The organism is Pseudomonas linyingensis, from assembly GCF_900109175.1.
GTDB lineage: Bacteria > Pseudomonadota > Gammaproteobacteria > Pseudomonadales > Pseudomonadaceae > Geopseudomonas > Geopseudomonas linyingensis.
Genome location: NZ_FNZE01000001.1, coordinates 89,499 through 106,961, shown reverse-complemented (window position 1 = coordinate 106,961; position 17,463 = coordinate 89,499). Strand labels below are relative to the sequence as shown.

General features: G+C 68.1%; 16 protein-coding genes. 5 read left to right on the top strand and 11 right to left on the bottom strand.

Going from position 1 to position 17,463, the window contains the following annotated elements; all coding sequences use genetic code 11:
• Positions 1-22 precede the first annotated feature (22 nt).
• The 10 genes from BMZ19_RS00540 to BMZ19_RS00495 all read right to left on the bottom strand — a co-directional run bounded on the left by BMZ19_RS00540 (position 23) and on the right by BMZ19_RS00495 (position 10,570).
• On the bottom strand, positions 23-208 hold the full coding sequence (locus BMZ19_RS00540; protein WP_090305260.1) for a DUF2065 domain-containing protein: 186 nt from the start codon (positions 206-208) through the stop codon (positions 23-25).
• Between the two features lie 105 nt (positions 209-313).
• Positions 314-1,183: a protease modulator HflC gene (hflC, locus tag BMZ19_RS00535; protein WP_090305258.1), complete on the bottom strand. Its 870-nt coding sequence runs from the start codon at positions 1,181-1,183 to the stop codon at positions 314-316.
• Positions 1,183-2,343, bottom strand: coding sequence for an FtsH protease activity modulator HflK (hflK, locus tag BMZ19_RS00530; RefSeq protein WP_090305255.1), 1,161 nt, complete (start codon positions 2,341-2,343; stop codon positions 1,183-1,185). Before hflK ends, hflC begins: the two co-directional genes overlap by 1 nt.
• A 99-nt stretch (positions 2,344-2,442) precedes the next feature.
• Positions 2,443-3,744 (bottom strand): ribosome rescue GTPase HflX, encoded by a 1,302-nt coding sequence (gene hflX, locus BMZ19_RS00525; RefSeq protein ID WP_090305252.1) that lies wholly within the window; start codon positions 3,742-3,744, stop codon positions 2,443-2,445.
• Positions 3,745-3,759: 15 nt separating this feature from the next.
• Positions 3,760-4,008: an RNA chaperone Hfq gene (hfq, locus tag BMZ19_RS00520; protein ID WP_090305249.1), complete on the bottom strand. Its 249-nt coding sequence runs from the start codon at positions 4,006-4,008 to the stop codon at positions 3,760-3,762.
• A gap of 110 nt (positions 4,009-4,118) precedes the next feature.
• A complete protein-coding gene (miaA, locus tag BMZ19_RS00515) occupies positions 4,119-5,090 on the bottom strand; it encodes a tRNA (adenosine(37)-N6)-dimethylallyltransferase MiaA (protein WP_090305246.1) in 972 nt (323 codons plus the stop codon).
• An 89-nt stretch (positions 5,091-5,179) separates the two neighbouring features.
• Positions 5,180-7,081, bottom strand: coding sequence for a DNA mismatch repair endonuclease MutL (gene mutL / locus BMZ19_RS00510; protein ID WP_090305243.1), 1,902 nt, complete (start codon positions 7,079-7,081; stop codon positions 5,180-5,182).
• A complete protein-coding gene (locus tag BMZ19_RS00505; protein WP_090305240.1) occupies positions 7,078-8,604 on the bottom strand; it encodes an N-acetylmuramoyl-L-alanine amidase in 1,527 nt (508 codons plus the stop codon). Before BMZ19_RS00505 ends, mutL begins: the two co-directional genes overlap by 4 nt.
• Positions 8,605-8,606: 2 nt before the next feature.
• Entirely contained in the window at positions 8,607-9,080 is a 474-nt protein-coding gene (gene tsaE / locus BMZ19_RS00500; protein WP_090305238.1) for a tRNA (adenosine(37)-N6)-threonylcarbamoyltransferase complex ATPase subunit type 1 TsaE, read from the bottom strand.
• Complete coding sequence (locus BMZ19_RS00495; RefSeq protein WP_090305235.1) at positions 9,068-10,570, bottom strand: NAD(P)H-hydrate dehydratase; 1,503 nt, start codon at positions 10,568-10,570, stop codon at positions 9,068-9,070. Before BMZ19_RS00495 ends, tsaE begins: the two co-directional genes overlap by 13 nt.
• Before the next feature lie 62 nt (positions 10,571-10,632).
• On the opposite strand from BMZ19_RS00495, the gene queG reads away from it, so the two are divergent.
• Positions 10,633-11,697: a tRNA epoxyqueuosine(34) reductase QueG gene (queG, locus tag BMZ19_RS00490; protein WP_090305233.1), complete on the top strand. Its 1,065-nt coding sequence runs from the start codon at positions 10,633-10,635 to the stop codon at positions 11,695-11,697.
• An 11-nt stretch (positions 11,698-11,708) separates the two neighbouring features.
• Here the strand turns inward: queG and BMZ19_RS00485 are convergent, their stop codons facing one another.
• Positions 11,709-12,470, bottom strand: coding sequence for a YdcF family protein (locus tag BMZ19_RS00485; RefSeq protein WP_090305230.1), 762 nt, complete (start codon positions 12,468-12,470; stop codon positions 11,709-11,711).
• 247 nt (positions 12,471-12,717) lie between these two features.
• Between BMZ19_RS00485 and leuS the strand changes: the two genes are divergently transcribed.
• From leuS to arfA, 4 genes are all read left to right on the top strand, one after another.
• Positions 12,718-15,339: a leucine--tRNA ligase gene (gene leuS, locus BMZ19_RS00480; protein WP_090305227.1), complete on the top strand. Its 2,622-nt coding sequence runs from the start codon at positions 12,718-12,720 to the stop codon at positions 15,337-15,339.
• Between the two features lie 61 nt (positions 15,340-15,400).
• Complete coding sequence (locus BMZ19_RS00475) at positions 15,401-15,988, top strand: LPS-assembly lipoprotein LptE (protein ID WP_090305225.1); 588 nt, start codon at positions 15,401-15,403, stop codon at positions 15,986-15,988.
• A 37-nt stretch (positions 15,989-16,025) separates the two neighbouring features.
• Positions 16,026-17,063, top strand: a complete 1,038-nt coding sequence (holA, locus tag BMZ19_RS00470; RefSeq protein ID WP_090305221.1) for a DNA polymerase III subunit delta — start codon at positions 16,026-16,028, stop codon at positions 17,061-17,063.
• Positions 17,064-17,161: 98 nt separating this feature from the next.
• On the top strand, positions 17,162-17,338 hold the full coding sequence (arfA, locus tag BMZ19_RS00465) for an alternative ribosome rescue factor ArfA (RefSeq protein ID WP_090305218.1): 177 nt from the start codon (positions 17,162-17,164) through the stop codon (positions 17,336-17,338).
• Positions 17,339-17,463 lie beyond the last annotated feature (125 nt).

Genomic DNA, 17,463 nt, shown 5'->3' with positions numbered 1-17,463 from the left:
CCCTTTCGGCCGGGCGTGGTGTTCAACGTAGCCAGTACAGCAGGCCCGTTCCCAGCAGCATGCTGCCCAGTCCGATCAGCCGCAGCTGGCGATCCTCCAGCCCGGCCAGACTGATGACAGCCTCGCGCCAGCGCCGCGGACAGAGGAACGGCAGAATGCCTTCCAGTACCAGCAGCAGACAAAAAGCGATGCCAAGTTCTTGCCACATGGTTCCCGCAGACGCAAAAAAGCCGGGAAATCCCGGCTGACTCATGATAACACGTTTTCCCCGTGGTCACCCCGGCGGCTGCGCAGCAACCGCCGGGCGGACCGGTCAGGGCCTGGCCTTCTCCAGATAGCGGAAGAAGTCACCCTTGGGATCCAGCACCATCACGTCGCGCTTGCCGGCAAAGCTTTCGCGGTAAGCCTGCAGGCTGCGATGGAAGGCATAGAACTCGGCATCCTGACCGTAGGCCTTGGCGTAGATCGCCGCCGCCTGGGCATCGCCCTGGCCGCGCAGCTCTTCCGACTCGCGATAGGCTTCGGCCAGCAGCACGCGGCGCTGACGATCGGCGTCGGCACGGATACCCTCGGCCAGCTCGCGACCCTTGGCGCGATGCTCGCGGGCCTCGCGCTCGCGCTCGGTGCTCATGCGCTCGAACACGCTGCGGTTGACCTCCTTGGGCAGGTCGATGGCCTTGACCCGCACGTCGAGCACCTCGATGCCCAGCTCGCGACGCGCCATGCGATCCAGCAACTGGGTGATGTCGGCCATCAGCGCATCGCGCTCGCCGGACACTACCTCGTGCAGGGTGCGCTTGCCGAACTGGTCACGCAGACCCGACTCCAGACGCCGCGACAGACGCTCGTCGGCGATCTGTTTCATGCCCGAGGTCGCGGTGTAGAAGCGCTCGGCGTCTGCGACCCGCCACTTGGCGAAGGAGTCGACCATCACCGCCTTCTTCTCCAGGGTGAGGAAGCGCTGGGTCGGCGTATCCAGGGTCAGCAGACGCGCGTCGAACTTGCGCACCTGGTTGACGTAGGGGATCTTCACGTGCAGACCCGGCTGCACGTCGGCCTCGACGATGCGCCCGAACTGCAGCAGCACCGCCTTTTCGGTCTGCAGGACGATGTAGAAGCAGTTCCAGCCCACCAGCGCCAGCACGGCGGCGGCAATCAGGGCGATCAGCGACTTGTTGCTCATCAGCGGCTCTCCCTCGAACGCAGATCACGCTGCAGATCGCTATTCATCCGCGGTACCGACTCGGCCGCACCGGACTGAATGCTCGGTGCCACGGACCCGGCCGCAGCGGAGCGACCCTCCATCATCTTGTCCAGCGGCAGGTAGAGCAGGTTGTTGCCCCCCTGCTCGCCGGTGATCAGCACCTTGCTGGTGTTGCCCAGCAGGTCCTGCATGGTTTCCAGATAGAGACGCTCGCGGGTCACTTCAGGAGCCTTGCGGTACTCGGCCAGCAGGCGACTGAAACGGTCGGTCTCACCCAGGGCTCGCGCCACCACTTCCTCGCGGTAGCCGTTGGCATCCTCGACGATGCGCTGGGCCTGGCCGCGCGCCTCCGGAATCACGCCATTGGCATAGGCCTCGGCCTGGTTCTTCTCGCGCTGCTCATCCTCGCGGGCACGGATCACGTCGTCGAAGGCTTCCTGCACTTCGCGCGGCGCGGCGGCGCTCTGGATGTTCACCTGGGTCACGGTGATGCCGGTCTTGTAGGTATCGAGGAAGCGCTGCAGGCGCTCGCGGACGTCGATGGCCATCTGTTCGCGACCCTCGGTCAGCACCTGGTCCATCGAGGTCGAGCCGACCACGTGGCGCAGGGCGCTGTCGGTGGCGTGCTGCAGGCTGACTTCCGGCTGGTCGACGTTGAGCACGAACTCCTGCAGGTTGCTCACCCGGTACTGCACGGTCAGCGGCACCTCGATGATGTTCTCATCCTCGGTGAGCATCTGTCCCTGCTTGCTGTAGGCGCGCTCGCGGGTGACGTTTTCCTGGAACTTGCGGTCGATCGGCGGCAGGTAGAGGTTCAGGCCCGGCCCTACGGTTTCGTAGTATTTGCCGAAGCGCAGGATGACGGCCTGTTCCTGCTCATCCACCACGTAGACGGCACTGTACAGCCAGAGCGCGGCCAGTACGCCGAAGCCGATCGCCAGCAGGCCGATACCACCGCCCTTGCCGCCGCTTGCGCCATCGTCGCCGCCACGCTTGCGCCCGCCAAACAGCCTGTTGAGGTTGTCCTGCAGCTTGCGCAAGGCTTCGTCCAGATCCGGTGGCCCCTGGCGACCGCCGCCACGGCGGCCACCCCAGGGATCCTTGTCGTTCGAGTTGCCACCCGGCTCGTTCCAGGCCATAGCGTTCTCCCCACTGATAACGCATCGACGCGCATTTGGCGCACATCCACCCATGCTACAGAAAGCCCCCGACCAACGGCAAAGCCAGCCGCCCGGGCTTTATTGCAAAGTATGTTGTGCCAGAAATTCTTCGGGCTTCCAGCCTTCGCGACTGACCAGCCGATTCAGCTCCACCCGCGGCAGACGCACCTTCAACAGGATAGCGCCCCCTTCGTCGTGCCCCTCTTCCTGCACGGCGCCGAGCGAGAAGAACTGCGCGCGCAGGCGGCCCAGCTTCTGCGGCAGGCACAGCGTGCCGATGAACAGGTCGTCGGCGAGCAGTTCGCTGATGGCCTGGTGCAGCAGGTCCAGACCCAACCCTTCGCGCGCCGACAACCACACCCGCACCGGCTTGCCGCTGTCGTCGCGCTGGATCTGCGGCGCCACACCGGGCAGCAGGTCCAGCTTGTTGTAGACCTCGAGGGTCGGCAACTCGTCCGCGCCGATCTCCTTGAGCACCGAATACACCTGCTCGATCTGCAGCTGGCGCTCCGGCTCGTGAGCATCGATCACGTGCAGCAACAGGTCGGCATTGCTCGATTCCTCGAGCGTGGCGCGGAACGCCTCGACCAGCTTGTGCGGCAGGTGACGGATGAAGCCCACGGTATCGGCGAGGATCACCGGGCCGACGTCGTCGAACTGCAGACGGCGCAGGGTCGGGTCGAGGGTGGCGAACAGTTGGTTGGCGGCGAAGACATCCGCCTCGGTCAGCGCATTGAACAGGGTCGACTTGCCGGCGTTGGTATAGCCGACCAGCGAGACCACCGGCACTTCCGCACGCTTGCGCCCGCGCCGGGCCAGCTCGCGCTGGCCACGCACCTTCTCCAGGCGCTGCTTGATCTGGCGAATGCGCACGCGCAACAGGCGGCGGTCGGTTTCCAGCTGGGTCTCGCCCGGACCGCGCAGGCCGATACCGCCCTTCTGCCGCTCCAGGTGGGTCCAGCCACGCACCAGACGCGTGCTCAAGTGATCCAGCTGGGCCAGCTCGACCTGCAGCTTGCCCTCGTGGGTGCGCGCGCGCTGGGCGAAGATGTCGAGAATCAGACCGGTACGGTCCAGCACGCGACACTCGAACACCCGCTCGAGGTTGCGCTCCTGACTGGGCGTAAGGGTGTGATTGAAGATGACCAGGTCGGCCGCGTCGCGCTTGACCTGATCGCAGATCTCCTCGACCTTGCCGCTGCCGATCAGGAAGCGGGCGCTCGGCTGATGCCGGGGAATGTTGACGAAGCCAACCACCTCGGCGCCTGCCGAACGAGCCAACTCGAGAAACTCGTCGGGATCTTCACGCGCCTCGGGCGCCTGACCTTCCAGATGAACCAGAATGGCCCGGTCACCGCCCTCATGGCGCTCAAAGAACAAGACTGGCGACTCCGCTTATTCGTCGTTGCCCGATTCGCCCTGCTCGCTGCTGGGCAGACGGACCGGACGGCTCGGAACCACGGTGGAAATGGCGTGCTTGTAGACCATCTGGCTGACGGTGTTCTTCAGCAGGATGACGAACTGGTCGAACGACTCGATCTGACCCTGCAGTTTGATGCCGTTGACCAGATAGATGGAGACCGGAACGCGTTCCTTACGCAGGGTATTCAGGTAAGGGTCTTGTAGCGAATGCCCTTTTGACATTGTCCACACTCCTTCAGAGGATAAGTAATTTTAATTGGTAGGTCGAAATCGACGAAGTCATGGCTTGCTGCTGCGCTTTCCCCACAGGATAGCCGGCTGCCGACCGAAACTCAGCCTTTAATGGAGATCGCGTGCAGATATTTCAAGGTACGTGCCAGATTGTCGCAGGCCAGGCTGTCCAGCCAGTGCAACTGCGACCAACTGCGCAACCAGGTGAATTGTCGCTTGGCCAGCTGGCGGGTAGCGATGATGCCGCGCTCGGCCATCTCCTCTCGACTCAGGTGTCCTTCGATATATTCCCATGCCTGCCGGTAGCCCACCGAACGAATCGAGGGCAATCCCGCATGCAGGTCGCCACGGGCATGCAGAGCTTCGACCTCGGCAATGAAACCTTGTTCAAGCATCAGCTGAAACCGTCGCGCAATGCGCTCGTGCAGCAGCGGACGCTGTCCCGGGGCAATCGCCAAGTGGGCGACATTATAGGGTAAAGCCTGTCCCTGCGGCGTACCCGCGTGCAGATTTTGCAACACCTGGCGGCGACGGTGCTCGCTCATGCTCAGGCCGCTGACCCGGTACACCTCCAGCGCCCTTACCAGCCGTTGCGGATCGTTGGGATGGATGCGCGCTGCCGACTCCGGATCGACCCGCACCAGTTCCGCATGCAGCGCCGCCAGACCCTCGGTGGCGGCCTGCGCCTCGAGCTGGGCGCGCACCGCGGGATCGGCCGAGGGCATGTCGGCCAGTCCCTCGAGCAGCGCCTTGAAATACAGCATGGTGCCGCCGACCAGCAGCGGAATCCGCCCGGCTGCGGTGATTTCGGCCATCGCCGCCAGCGCATCGCTGCGAAACTCCGCCGCCGAATAGCTCTCGGCCGGGTCGCGGATATCGATCAGGCGGTGGGGAAATTCACCCAGCAGCTCGCGCGAGGGCTTGGCAGTGCCGATGTCCATGCCGCGATAGACCAGCGCCGAGTCGACACTGACGATCTCGCAGGGCAACACCCGCGCCAGCTCGATGGCCAGGTCGGTCTTGCCCGAGGCGGTCGGACCCATGAGGAAGATGGCGGGAGGCAGCGAAGACATCGGGACACTCTGGAAGGGTAACGACCATCCGACGCTACGGACGGTCAGGCAAGGTTTCAGGCGCCCCTCGACCGACGGGGCGGCGGCGATCAGCGCCCGCGCAGGAACAGCTTGTCGAGATCGTCCATGCCCAGCTGGGTCCAGGTCGGCCGGCCGTGGTTGCACTGACCACTGCGCTCGGTCTGCTCCATGTCGCGCAGCAGGGAGTTCATCTCCGGCACGGTCAGGCGCCGGTTGGCGCGCACCGCGCCATGGCAGGCCATGGTCGCCAGCAGTTCGTTGAGGTGGGCCTGGATGCGGTCGCTGGAGCCGTACTCGAGCAGATCGCTGAGCACGTCGCGCACCAGCTGGCTGGCTTCGGCCTGCTTGAGCAGCGCGGGAATCTGGCGGATCGCCAGGGTTTCCGGTCCGAGGCGCTGCAGCTCGAAGCCGAGACGGGCGAACCACTCGGCATGTTCCTCGGCGCAGTCGGCCTCGCGCTGACTGAGGGCGATGGATTCGGGCACCAGCAGCGGCTGGCCACGCAGGCCCTCGCTGGCCATGGCGCTCTTCAGGCGCTCGTAGGTGATGCGCTCGTGGGCCGCATGCATGTCCACCAGCACCAGGCCATGGGCATTCTCGGCGAGGATGTACACGCCCTTGAGCTGCGCCAGCGCATAGCCCAGCGGCGGCACGTCGCCCTGGCCCTGCGGCAACGCCTGCGCGCCCCCCGCAGGCAGCGGAGCGAAGAACTCGCGGTAGGCGCCCTGCAACTCGGCCTGTGGCTGGCCACCCGGCGCCTGCGGTGGACGATAGCCACCGCCGCCGCCGACGCTTTGTCCGCCCGGCGGCGGCTGCCAGCGTGGCGCCTCGGCCGGTGCGGCCGCCGGCACATGCTCGGCCAGGCTCATCTCGTTCTGCCCAGCGAACTCGCCAGCCGCCAGGCCACCGACCTGCGCCTCGCTGCGCAGGCTGGCCGGCGCAGCGAGCTGATCCTCGGGGCGCACATCGGCCAGCGCGCGATGCAGGGTGCCATACAGGAAGTCGTGGACCATGCGGCTGTCGCGGAAACGCACCTCGTGCTTGGTCGGGTGCACGTTGACGTCGACCACCGTCGGATCGATCTCGAGAAACAGCACAAAGGCCGGGTGGCGGCCGTTGTACAGCACGTCGCGATAGGCCTGGCGCACCGCGTGGGCGACCAGCTTGTCGCGCACCATGCGGCCGTTGACATAGAAGTACTGCAGGTCGGCCTGGCTGCGCGAGAAGGTCGGCAGGCCGACCCAGCCCCACAGGCGCAGGCCGCCGCGCTCGATGTCGATGGGCAGCGCCTGCTCGAGGAACGCCGGACCGCAGACGCTGGCCACCCGCCGCGCGCGGCTGGTCTCGTCGGCCGCCGGATGCAGGGACAACACGCCCTTGCCGTTGTGGCGCAGGTGGAAGCCGACCTCGAAGTGGGTCAGCGCCAGACGCTTGATCACTTCCTGCAGGTGGTCGAACTCGGTCTTCTCGGCGCGCAGGAACTTGCGCCGCGCCGGGGTATTGAAGAACAGGTCACGCACTTCCACCGTGGTGCCGTCGGGATGCGCCGCCGGCTGCACCCGCGGCTGCATGTCACGCCCCTCGGCCTCGACCTGCCAGGCCTGCGGCGTACCGCGGCGGCGCGAGGTCAGGGTCAGTCGGGCCACCGAGCTGATCGAGGCCAGCGCCTCGCCGCGAAAGCCCAGGCTGAGCACCCGCTCGAGGTCTTCCAGCTCGCGGATCTTGCTGGTGGCGTGGCGCGCCAGAGCCAGCGGCAAATCATCCGGATCTATCCCGCCGCCGTCATCGCGCACGCGCAGCAGCTTGATGCCGCCCTGCTCGACCTCGACGTCGATGCGCGCGGCACCGGCGTCGAGACTGTTCTCGAGCAGCTCCTTGGCCACCGAGGCCGGCCGCTCGACTACCTCGCCGGCAGCGATCTGGTTGGCCAGCCGCGGCGTCAGCAACTGGATCCGCGCCGCCTCACTCATGGCTGCACCGCCAGGCTCGGCGCCGGAATGGTCAGCATCTGACCGGCCTTGAGATTGTCGCTGCTAAGCCGGTTGGTACTGCGCAGCGCCGGGAGGCCGACCTGATAGCGCTGGGCGATCAGCGCCAGGCTCTCACCGGGAGCGACCACGTGCTCACGCCGGCCGATCTTGATCTTGCCCTGGTCGCGCAGCCAGGCGATGTAACTGCCCGGTGGCGGGTTCTCGTGGAAGAACTGGCGGATACCGCTGTGGATCGAGTGTGCCAAGGCCTGCTGATGGCTCTTGGTGGACAACTTCTGCGATTCGGCAGGATTGGAGATGAACCCGGTTTCCACCAGGATCGACGGAATGTCCGGCGACTTCAGCACCATGAACCCGGCCTGCTCGACCCGTCGCTTGTGCAGCGGCGCGATGCGCCCCATGTTCGACAGCACCTTGTGGCCGACGTCCAGGCTGGAGGACAGCGTCGCGGTCATCGACAGATCGAGCAGCACCCCGGCGAGCATGCGGTCCTTGTCGTCGAGACTCACGCTGCCGACGCCGCCGACCAGGTCCGAGCGGTTTTCGCTGTCGGCCAGCCAGCGCGCGGTTTCCGAGGTAGCGCCGCGATCGGAAAGGGCGAATACCGAGGCGCCGAAGGCCGCCGCCCGTGGCGCAGCATCGGCATGGATCGAGACGAACAGGTCGGCACCCTTCTTGCGGGCGATCTCGGTACGCTTGCGCAGCGGGATGAAGTAGTCGCCGCTGCGCACCAGCTCGGCGCGAAAGCCACGCTCGCTGTTGATCTGGCGCTGAAGCTCGCGGGAAATCGCCAGCACCACGTCCTTCTCGCGCACACCACGCGGGCCGAGGGCGCCCGGATCCTCGCCGCCGTGACCGGCATCGATGGCGACGACGATGTTGCGCTTGCCGCTCGGCACCGGTGGCAGCGGGGCGGCCGCACGCGGTTCGGGGGCAGCTTTCGGCGGCTGAGTCGCGACGGGCGGCGGCAGGGTCGCGACTGGCAGGGGATCGTTCGCCACCGGCTTGTCCGCCGACGGACGGGGCGGCACGGCATTCGCCGGCCCCTTGGCCGACTGCACCGGCACACTGGCCTGGGTGGGCGTCTCGTCCTGATCAAACAGATCGACCACCAGACGGTGACCATACTGCTGGTTCGGCGCCAGGCTGAAACTCTTCGGCGATACCGCCGCCGCCATGTCGAGCACAATGCGCAGCTGCCCGGGCGCCCGCTCGGCCACGCGCAGGCTGCGGATCGGAGTCTGCGCGGTGGCCAGCTGCTCCAGACGGGTCTTCAGCTGCGCGCCGTCGACGTCGATGACAATGCGCTCCGGTGCGCTCAGGGTGAACACACTGTGCTGCACCGGTCCGCTCAGGTCGAACACCAGACGGGTGTTGTCCGGCGCGCGCCACAGGCGCACGCTGCGGATTTCGCTGGCCGCCAGCACCGTCTCGGCCGCCAGCAGGGCCAGCGCGGTGCTCAGCACGGCAAGCAGTGCCCGGGGGCGAATGGCCCATCGCATGTTCATTGAACTCCCACAGTCGTCAGTGTGGCGCACCAGGCGTCACCACGCGCGCCATGGGGCTGCAGGCGCACTACCCGGCCCTCACCTTGCACGTCGATGGTAATGTCCAGGTCCGCCTTGGGCAGAATGCCGGCGCCACGTTCGGGCCACTCGATCAGGCACAACGCGTCACCGTCGAAATAGTCGCGGATGCCGAAGAATTCCAGCTCCTCCGGATCGGCCAGACGGTACAGGTCGAAATGATAGACGTGCCGCGCGCCCAGCTCGTAGGGCTCGACCAGGGTGAAGGTCGGACTCTTCACCGCTCCGGCATGGCCCAGACCGCGCAGGATACCGCGCGACAGGGTGGTCTTGCCCATGCCCAGATCGCCATGCAGATAGATCACGCCGACGCCGGCGCTCACCTCGGCCAGGCGAGCGCCCAGCGCCAGCATGGCGGCCTCATCGGCGGCATACAGGGTCACTTCAGGCACGGGCTGTGCTCCTCCAGCAGTTCACGTAGGGTTTCGATCAGATCGGCCGCCGCCAGACCGCGGCCGCCGCGGCCCAGACGCTCGCCGGCGCGGGCATGCAGCCACACGCCGAGACGCGCCGCCGCGGCCACGTCCAGGCCCTGGGCCAGCAGGGCACCGAGCAGGCCGGCGAGGACATCGCCCAACCCGGCACCGGCCATGGCCGGGTGGCCATGGTCGCACAGATACAACTCGCCTGCAGGGGTCGCCACCAGGCTGCCCAAGCCCTTGAGCAGCACCACGGCATTCAGCCGGCGGGCCAGCGCCAGCGCGGCGGCCGGCCGGTCGGCCTGCACCTCTGCCGTAGTGCAGTCAAGCAGGCGCGCGGCCTCGCCGGGGTGCGGCGTGACCAGCCAGTTGCCGCTCGGCGGTGTCAGCTGTGCGGCGGCCAGCAGGTTCAGCGCATCGGCGTCCCACACCTGCGGCTTGTCCAGCGCGCCCAGCCCGGCCAGCAGGCCGCGCCCCCAGGCGCCCTGCCCGCAGCCGGGGCCGAGCACCAGCACATCGGCTTGGGCGAGCAGATCCTGCAGCTGGAAGGACGACTGCACGCCACGCGCCATCACCTCCGGTCGGCGCGCCAGCAGCGCCGGCACATGCTCGTCGCGGGTGGCCAGGCTGACCAGCCCGGCGCCGCTGCGCAGGCAGCTTTCCGCCGCAAGCAGCGCCGCACCGCCGAAGCCGAGATCGCCGCCGACCAGCAGTACGTGGCCGAACAGGCCCTTGTGGGCGTTGCGCGGGCGCGGCGCCAGCCGCGGCAGACTGCCGGCGGACAGGCGCAGCGCCGCCGGCGCCACGCTGGCGAGCAGCGCCGGATCGCCGCGCAGGTCGTCGAACACCAGCGCACCGCAGTAGTCCGGCCCGTCGAGGCAGTACAGGCCCAGCTTGAGGCCGATGAAGGTCACCGTCAGCTCGGCCTGCAGCGCCACGCCGAGCACCCGCCCGGTATCCGCGCACAGACCGGAAGGGATATCCACCGCCAGCACCGGCAGGCCGCTGGCATTGGCCAGACGGATGGCCTGGGCGTAGGGCTCGCGGACCGCGCCGTTGAGGCCGGTGCCGAGCAGCGCATCGACCAGCACGCCGCGCAGCGGCGCGCACTCGCTCCATGGCTCGATCGCCACGCCAGCCGCGCGGGCTTCGGCGCAGGCGCTTGCCGCATCGCCGCCCAGCTGCCCGGGATCACCGACCGCCAGCACGCGCACGCGCCAGCCGGAATGCTGCGCCAGCGCGGCAAGCAGATAGCCGTCGCCGGCGTTGTTGCCGCGCCCGGCCAGCACGGTGACTTCCCGCGCATCCGGCCAGCGCCGGCGCAGGGCCCGCCACACGGCCTGGGCGGCGCGCTGCATCAGCTCGAAGCCGGGGGTGCCGGCGGCGATCAGGCGCGCGTCCAGCTCGCGGACCTGGGCGGCGCGATACAGGGCAAGGGGCAGGGGATCGTTGCGATGCGACATGGGCCATTCGACTCCGGGCTCTGGCACAATTATACCCACCCTGTCCCGGACTGCCGCCAGCCATGTCGACCACCGCCCCCGATCTTGTCGCCCTCGCCCAGTCGATCCGTGACTGGGGCCGCGAGCTGGGCTTCCAGCAGGTCGGCATCGCCGGCATCGAGCTGGACGAGCACGAGGCGTATCTCCAGCGCTGGCTGGCCGCCGGCCATCACGGCGAAATGGACTACATGGCCGCCCACGGCCACAAGCGCTCGCGCCCGGGCGAACTGGTGCCGGGCACCCTGCGGGTGATCTCGCTGCGCATGGACTACCTGCCCGGCGACACGCGTATGACCGAGGTACTGGCCAGCCCGGACAAGGCCTACGTGTCGCGCTACGCCCTGGGCCGCGACTACCACAAACTGATCCGCAAGCGCCTGCAGCAGTTGGCCGAGCGTATCCAGACCGCCGTCGGCCCGTTCGGCCATCGCGCCTTCGTCGACAGCGCGCCGGTGCTGGAAAAGGCCCTGGCGCAGCAGGCCGGGCTCGGCTGGATCGGCAAGAACACCCTGCTGCTCAACAAGAAGGCCGGCAGCTGGTTCTTTCTCGGCGAGCTGTACGTCGACCTGCCGCTGCCCGTCGATGCGCCCCACACCAGCGAACACTGCGGGCGCTGCCAGGCCTGCCTGGACATCTGCCCGACCGCCGCCTTCGTCGGCCCGCAGCAGCTGGATGCGCGGCGCTGCATCTCCTACCTGACCATCGAGTTCAAGGGGCCGATCCCCGAGGAGCTGCGCCCGCTGATCGGCAACCGGGTGTTCGGCTGCGACGACTGCCAGCTGGTCTGCCCGTGGAACCGCTTCGCCCGCCCCACCGCGCAGGGCGACTTCCAGCCGCGGCACAATCTGGACAACAGCGAACTGGCGGCACTGTTCCGCTGGAGCGAGGAGGAGTTTCTCGCCCGCACCGAGGGCTCGCCGCTACGCCGCGCCGGCTACCAGCGCTGGCTGCGCAACCTGGCGGTGGGCCTGGGCAATGCGCCGAGCAGCATTGCGGTCATCGAGGCCTTGCGCCTGCGCCGCGACGACCCATCCGAGCTGGTACGCGAGCATGTCGAATGGGCGCTGGCGCGCCACGGCGTGGCCTGAGCAACAGTCGATCAGCGATGGAGCAGCGGATAGAGCAGCAGCCCTGCCGCCTCGTGAAGCAGCAGGCCGCTCTGCCACAACGCCTTGCTCTCCGGCAGCCAGCCGCCCAACGGCCGGCCGTTGGGCACGCCGAGAAAGCCCAGCGGCGCCGGCACCACCTCGAAACCGTGGCGCTCGAAGCACCAGCGCGCCCGCGGCATGTGCCATGCCTGGGTGACCAGCACGATGCGCCGCACCCCCGCGTCGCGCAGCAGCGGCGCACTGAGCGCGGCGTTTTCCCAGGTGGTGCGGCTGCGCCCTTCCTGCCAGCGCGCCACCACGCTGAAGTCCTCCTGCAGCACCTGGGCGAACAGCTCGGCCTCGCTCGGCGGCGCGCCGAAATGCAGGCCGCCGCTGGCGAGGATCGGCAGGCCGCTAGCCCAGTGCAGGCGCGCCGCCAGACGGGCGCGCTCCAGCGCCAGCAGACTCGGCTGATCGCCGCCCCAGCCGGGATCGCCACGCTCGCGTCCACCGCCGAGCAGCACGATGGCCTCGGCGCGCCGCGACAGCGTCGGCCACTCGCTCGCCGCCAGCGCCGGCTCGCGCTCCAAGAGCCGCGCCGCCTGCTCGACCGCCACGGGCAGACTCATCAGCCACAGGCCGCCAAGGCCCAGCACGCCGCAGGCCAGGGCCAGCCGCGGGCGGCGCAGCCGCCACCACCAGACCAGCAGCAACAGCAGGAACAGACCGCCCGGCGGCAGCAGCAGTTGCTCGAACAAATAACCCAGTGGCACGGCGATCCTCCCCTGCATGGGCCGCGACGGTCGCCCCGGCAGCCGACGGTGCGCGCCCGCCATCCCCTAGCTTAGCGGTGCAACGAGCCGTAGTGCGATGCACCGGCACCCAGCGTGGCTGCAAAACCATCCGCAGACGCCGCCGATCAACGCCCCGCCACCCGCCAATCAGGGTTTCCCCAGATCCGCGGGGGTCATGTATGCTTGGAAACTTTGATTACCCCCCTTTTTCCAGTCCGGCAGAGCCATGCACGAACAGTATCAGCCCCGCGAAATCGAAGCCGCCGCGCAGTCCCACTGGGACGCGCACCAGTCCTTTGAAGTAAGTGAACAGCCCGGCAAGGACACCTTCTATTGCCTGTCGATGTTCCCCTACCCGAGCGGCAAGCTGCACATGGGCCACGTGCGCAACTACACCATCGGCGACGTGATCGCGCGCTACCAGCGCATGCAGGGCAAGAACGTGCTGCAGCCGATGGGCTGGGACGCTTTCGGCATGCCGGCGGAAAACGCCGCGATGCAGAACCAGGTCGCCCCCGCCGCCTGGACCTACGCCAACATCGACTACATGAAGACCCAGCTGAAGAGCCTGGGCCTGGCCATCGACTGGTCGCGCGAAGTCACCACCTGCAAGCCGGACTACTACCGCTGGGAGCAGTGGCTGTTCACCCGCCTGTTCGAGAAGGGCGTGATCTACCGCAAGAACGGCACCGTCAACTGGGACCCGGTGGACCAGACCGTACTGGCCAACGAGCAGGTGATCGACGGCCGCGGCTGGCGCTCCGGCGCGCTGGTCGAGAAGCGCGAGATCCCGATGTACTACTTCAAGATCACCGCCTATGCGGATGAGCTGCTGCAGTCCCTCGACGATCTGGATGGCTGGCCCGAGCAGGTCAAGACCATGCAGCGCAACTGGATCGGCAAGTCGCGCGGCATGGAAGTGAGCTTCCCCTACGACGCCGCCAGCATCGGCAGCGAGGGCGTGCTGAAGGTGTTCACCACCCGCCCGGACACCCTGATGGGTGCCACCTACGTGGCCGTGGCCGCCGAACACCCGCTGGCCTGCATTGCCCTGAGCCAGCTGCCGGCCGACCAGGCCGCCGAACTGCAGGCCTTCATCGACGAGTGCAAGCGCGGCGGCGTGGCCGAGGCGGACATCGCCACCCAGGAGAAGAAGGGCCTGGCCACCGGCCTGTTCGTCCTGCACCCGCTGACCGGCGAGAAGCTGCCGGTGTGGGTCGCCAACTACGTGCTGATGAACTACGGCGAAGGCGCGGTGATGGCCGTGCCGGCCCACGACGAGCGCGACTTCGAGTTCGCCCACAAGTACGCCCTGCCGATCAAGGCGGTGATCCGCACCGCCGCCGGCGACGAAACCCCGGCGCCGTGGCAGGACGCCTATGGCGAGCACGGCCAACTGATCAACTCCGGCGAGTTCGACGGCCTGGACTTCGCCGGCGCCTTCGACGCCCTTGAGGTCGCGCTGCAGAAGAAAGGCCTCGGCCAGGCGCGCACCCAGTTCCGCCTGCGCGACTGGGGTATCAGCCGCCAGCGCTACTGGGGCTGCCCGATCCCGATCATCCACTGTGACAGCTGCGGCGACGTGCCGGTGCCGGAAGACCAACTGCCGGTGGTGCTGCCCGAAGACGTGGTACCGGACGGTGCCGGCAGCCCGCTGGCGCGCATGCCCGAATTCTACGAATGCATCTGCCCGAAGTGCGGCGCCGCGGCCCGCCGCGAAACCGACACCATGGACACCTTCGTCGAGTCGTCCTGGTACTACGCGCGCTATGCCTCGCCGCAGTTCGACGGCGGCATGGTCGACAAGGCCGCAGCCAACCACTGGCTGCCGGTCGACCAGTACATCGGCGGCATCGAGCACGCCATCCTGCACCTGCTCTACGCGCGCTTCTTCCACAAGCTGATGCGCGACGAAGGCCTGGTCGACAGCAACGAGCCGTTCACCAACCTGCTGACCCAGGGCATGGTGATCGCCGAAACCTACTACCGCCTGCAGGATAACGGCAGCAAGCTGTGGTTCAACCCGGCCGACGTCGAACTGGAGATGGACGCCAAGGGCAAGCCGCTGTCCGCCAAGCTGAAGAGCGACGGCCTGCCGGTGGAAATCGGCGGCATCGAGAAGATGTCCAAGTCGAAGAACAACGGCGTCGACCCGCAGACCATGATCGAGCAGTACGGCGCCGACACCTGCCGCCTGTTCATGATGTTCGCCTCGCCGCCGGACATGAGCTTGGAGTGGTCCGACTCCGGCGTCGAGGGGGCCAACCGCTTCCTGCGCCGCGTCTGGCGCCTGGCCCACGCCCACGTCAGCGCCGGCCTGCCGGGCGCGCTGGACAGCGCCAGCCTGAACGATGCACAGAAGGGCATCCGTCGCGCCATCCACCTGGCCATCCGCCAGGCCAGCCAGGATATCGGCCAGCACCACAAGTTCAACACCGCCATCGCCCAGGTGATGACCCTGATGAACGTGCTGGAGAAGGCGCCGCAAGGCGAGGCCCAGGACCGCGCCCTGCTGCAGGAAGGCCTCGAGGCCGTGGCCCTGCTGCTGGCGCCGATCACCCCGCACATCAGCCACGCGCTGTGGCAGCAGCTCGGCCACGCCGAGCCGATCATCGACGCCACCTGGCCGCAGATCGACCAGGCCGCGCTGGTGCAGGACAGCCTGACCCTGGTGGTGCAGGTCAACGGCAAGCTGCGCGGCGAGATCCAGGTCGCCGCCTCCGCCTCCCGCGAGGAAGTCGAAGCCGCCGCCCGCGCCAACGAGAACGTGCTGCGCTTCACCGCAGGTACCACCATCCGCAAGGTCATCGTGGTGCCGGGCAAGCTGGTCAACATCGTTGCCAACTGACGGACATCGTCCAATCTGCCGCCCGCCTCGTGCGGGCGGCGTTTCACATGAGGGAAGCCTGATGAAACGTAGCCTGTCCGGCCTGCTGCTGGTGATGCTGGCCACCCTGCTCGGCGCCTGCGGCTTTCAGCTGCGCGGCACCGGCAGCAACGATTTTGCCCTGACCGAACTGGATCTCGCTGCACGCAACGCCTACGGCGAGACCGTCAAGGACGTGCGCCGCATGCTGGAAAACAGCGGCGTGCGCGTGCACGGCGGCGCTCCCTACCGGCTGGTGCTGGTCAACGAGAACGAACGGCAGCGCACCGCCAGCTACACCAGTTCGGCACGCAGCGCCGAGTACGCCCTGAGCAGCAGCCTCGACTACGAGATTCGCAGCGGCGAGCTGCGCCTGCTCGGCGATCGCCTGGAGGTGCAGAAGGTCTACGTGCACGACTCCAACAACCTGATCGGCTCCGACCAGGAAGCCCAGCAGCTGCGCGCGGAAATTCGCCGCGAGCTGGTGCAGCAACTGGGCATGCGCCTGCAACAGCTGAGCCCGACCCGCCTGGCCACGCTGCAGGAAACCGCCCAGGCCAAGGCCGACGCCGAGGCTCGCGCGGCCGAAGAAGCCGCGCGCCAGCCGGCTCCGGCCGCGCCGGCACGCTGAGCGAGCACGGGGCCTGCGGGCCCCGTTTTCCCTGCCGATGAAACTCACCCCCGCCCAACTGGCCAAGCACCTGCAGGGTCCGCTCGCCCCGCTGTACGTGGTCAGCGGCGATGACCCGCTGCTGTGCCAGGAAGCCTGCGACGCCATCCGCGCCGCCTGCCGCGCCCGCGAGTTCAGCGAGCGCCAGGTCTTCCACGTCGACGCCAATTTCGACTGGAACCTGCTGCGCGAGGCCGGCGCCAGCCTGTCGCTGTTCGCCGACAAGCGCCTGCTGGAGCTGCGCATCCCCGCCGGCAAGCCCGGCGACGACGGCACCCGCGCGCTGCTCGACTACCTGGCGCGTCCGGCCGAGGACACCGTGCTGCTGCTCAGCCTGCCGCGGCTCGACGGCAAGACGCAGAAGACCAAGTGGGCCAAGGCGCTGATCGACGGCGACAACTGCCAGTTCGTGCAGATCTGGCCGGTGGACGCCGCGCAGCTGCCGCAGTGGATTCGCCAGCGCCTGGCCCAGGCCGGGCTGTCCGCCAGCATGGAGGCCATCGACCTGCTGGTGGCGCGCATCGAGGGCAACCTGCTGGCCGCGGTGCAGGAGATCGAGAAGCTCAAGCTGCTGGTCGAGGGCAACCAGCTGGATGCGGCCACCGTGCAGGCCAGCGTCGCCGACAGCGCGCGCTTCGACCTGTTCGGCCTGCTCGACGCGGCGCTGGCCGGCGATGCAGCCCACGCCCTGCGCATGCTCGAAGGCTTGCGCGGCGAGGGCGTGGAGGCGCCGGTGATCCTCTGGGGACTGGCCCGCGAGCTGCGCCTGCTCGCCACCCTCGCCCAGCAGCACGCCCAGGGCCAGCCGCTGGAGCGACTGATCGCCCAGGCCAAGCCGCCGATCTTCGGCAAGCGCCAGGCCCTGGTCGGCCGCGCCGTACAGCGTCACCCGGCGAGCCGCTGGAACCAGCTGCTGCGCGATGCCCAGCTGATCGACGCGCAGATCAAGGGCCAGGCACCCGGCAACGTGTGGAATGCGCTGGCGCAGTTGACCCTGCAGATCGCCGGCACGCGCCTCAACCTGCCCACCGAGTAGACCTGCTCACTTTTTGCACAGCGCCACTGGACAACTTGCGTAGCGCGGCCGATGATGCGCGCGCCGGCACGCTCGCCGGCGACCCACGAGGAGTGGTCATGGCCAAGCAACGCAACCCCGGCCCGAACAAGGTCAAATCCCTGATAGCGCAACCGCTGTTCCGCTGTCGCCGGGAAAAGCCCGCCAAAGGCAAAGGCAGCTACCGCCGCGAAGCCTTCCGGTCCACCGACCGGGAGGCTTCTTCCTTTCCAGGTCCGGAAAAGCTCGCCGCCTGAGTCCCCGTCTGCCCAACACGCCTGTCGCCGCCCCTCTCCGCCCCGCCCCGAATCGTTCGGCTTTCCGAATGCAGCAGCCCGCTCCATCCGGCCAGCCGGACGAAGATCCTCTCCAGTCGCCGCCA

Bases quoted from the DNA above. Each gene is read 5' to 3' on its own strand.
- hfq (WP_090305249.1), bottom strand. From the start codon at position 4,008: ATGTCAAAAGGGCATTCGCTACAAGACCCTTACCTGAATACCCTGCGT.
- BMZ19_RS00505 (WP_090305240.1), bottom strand. From the start codon at position 8,604: ATGCGATGGGCCATTCGCCCCCGGGCACTGCTTGCCGTGCTGAGCACC.
- BMZ19_RS00540 (WP_090305260.1), bottom strand. From the start codon at position 208: ATGTGGCAAGAACTTGGCATCGCTTTTTGTCTGCTGCTGGTACTGGAA.
- hflC (WP_090305258.1), bottom strand. From the start codon at position 1,183: ATGAGCAACAAGTCGCTGATCGCCCTGATTGCCGCCGCCGTGCTGGCG.
- miaA (WP_090305246.1), bottom strand. From the start codon at position 5,090: ATGTCTTCGCTGCCTCCCGCCATCTTCCTCATGGGTCCGACCGCCTCG.
- queG (WP_090305233.1), top strand. From the start codon at position 10,633: ATGTCGACCACCGCCCCCGATCTTGTCGCCCTCGCCCAGTCGATCCGT.
- BMZ19_RS00475 (WP_090305225.1), top strand. From the start codon at position 15,401: ATGAAACGTAGCCTGTCCGGCCTGCTGCTGGTGATGCTGGCCACCCTG.
- mutL (WP_090305243.1), bottom strand. From the start codon at position 7,081: ATGAGTGAGGCGGCGCGGATCCAGTTGCTGACGCCGCGGCTGGCCAAC.
- arfA (WP_090305218.1), top strand. From the start codon at position 17,162: ATGGCCAAGCAACGCAACCCCGGCCCGAACAAGGTCAAATCCCTGATA.
- hflK (WP_090305255.1), bottom strand. From the start codon at position 2,343: ATGGCCTGGAACGAGCCGGGTGGCAACTCGAACGACAAGGATCCCTGG.
- BMZ19_RS00495 (WP_090305235.1), bottom strand. From the start codon at position 10,570: ATGTCGCATCGCAACGATCCCCTGCCCCTTGCCCTGTATCGCGCCGCC.
- leuS (WP_090305227.1), top strand. From the start codon at position 12,718: ATGCACGAACAGTATCAGCCCCGCGAAATCGAAGCCGCCGCGCAGTCC.
- holA (WP_090305221.1), top strand. From the start codon at position 16,026: ATGAAACTCACCCCCGCCCAACTGGCCAAGCACCTGCAGGGTCCGCTC.